The sequence below is a fragment of the Maribacter sp. 2-571 genome, assembly GCF_050589625.1.
GTDB lineage: Bacteria > Bacteroidota > Bacteroidia > Flavobacteriales > Flavobacteriaceae > Pelagihabitans.
In genome coordinates this window covers 1-641 of record NZ_JBNGOP010000088.1, presented here as the reverse complement: position 1 = coordinate 641, position 641 = coordinate 1, and the positions used below count along the sequence as shown (strand labels likewise).

The window sequence follows — 641 nt, the reverse complement described above, 5'->3', positions numbered from 1 at the left end:
CTTTTGTTGCGCCAACAGGAAATCGAGGGCAGTGTGGTGTCGTACCCCCGCAATATGCCCATAGCGTTAAAGCGTGCCAAGGGCAGCATCATCGAGGATGTGGACGGGAACCGTTTCATCGATTTTTTCGGTGGTTGCGGTGTATTGAACGTGGGGCATGTGAACGAAGAGGTGCTCGAATACGTGAAACGCCAGCAGGAGGACCTTATCCATGCGCTGGATTTCCCTACCGAGAACAAGATGGCCCTTATCGATACGATGCTGGGGCATCTTCCCCCTTCCCTCCAGGGGGATTACAAGGTGAGTTTCGGTGGTCCCACGGGTTCTGATGCGGTGGAGGCCGCGATCAAGTTGGCCAAGCTCAAGACGGGCCGTGACGGGGTGATCGCGTTCACCGGGGGGTACCATGGGATGAGTTCCGGGGCACTTGCCGTGACCTCGGACCGTTTTTTCAGGGAAAACCTGACCTCTCTGATACCCAATGTTAGCTTTGTTCCCTATAACTACCCCTATCGTTGTACGCTTCGCAGTGGGGAAGGCTCTTCGGTTGATTCGTGCGTTTCCCATTTGGACTGGGTTTTGTCCACGGGCCATTCGGGAGTTGCGAAACCTGCCGCGATCATTTTGGAGCCGCTCCAGGG

The 641-nt window shown here is 55.9% G+C and carries 1 protein-coding gene; it reads left to right on the top strand.

The features are described 5' to 3' along the window. On the top strand, positions 1-641 hold a 641-nt coding region (locus ACRD7P_RS20995), incomplete at both ends, for an aminotransferase class III-fold pyridoxal phosphate-dependent enzyme (RefSeq protein WP_430909767.1).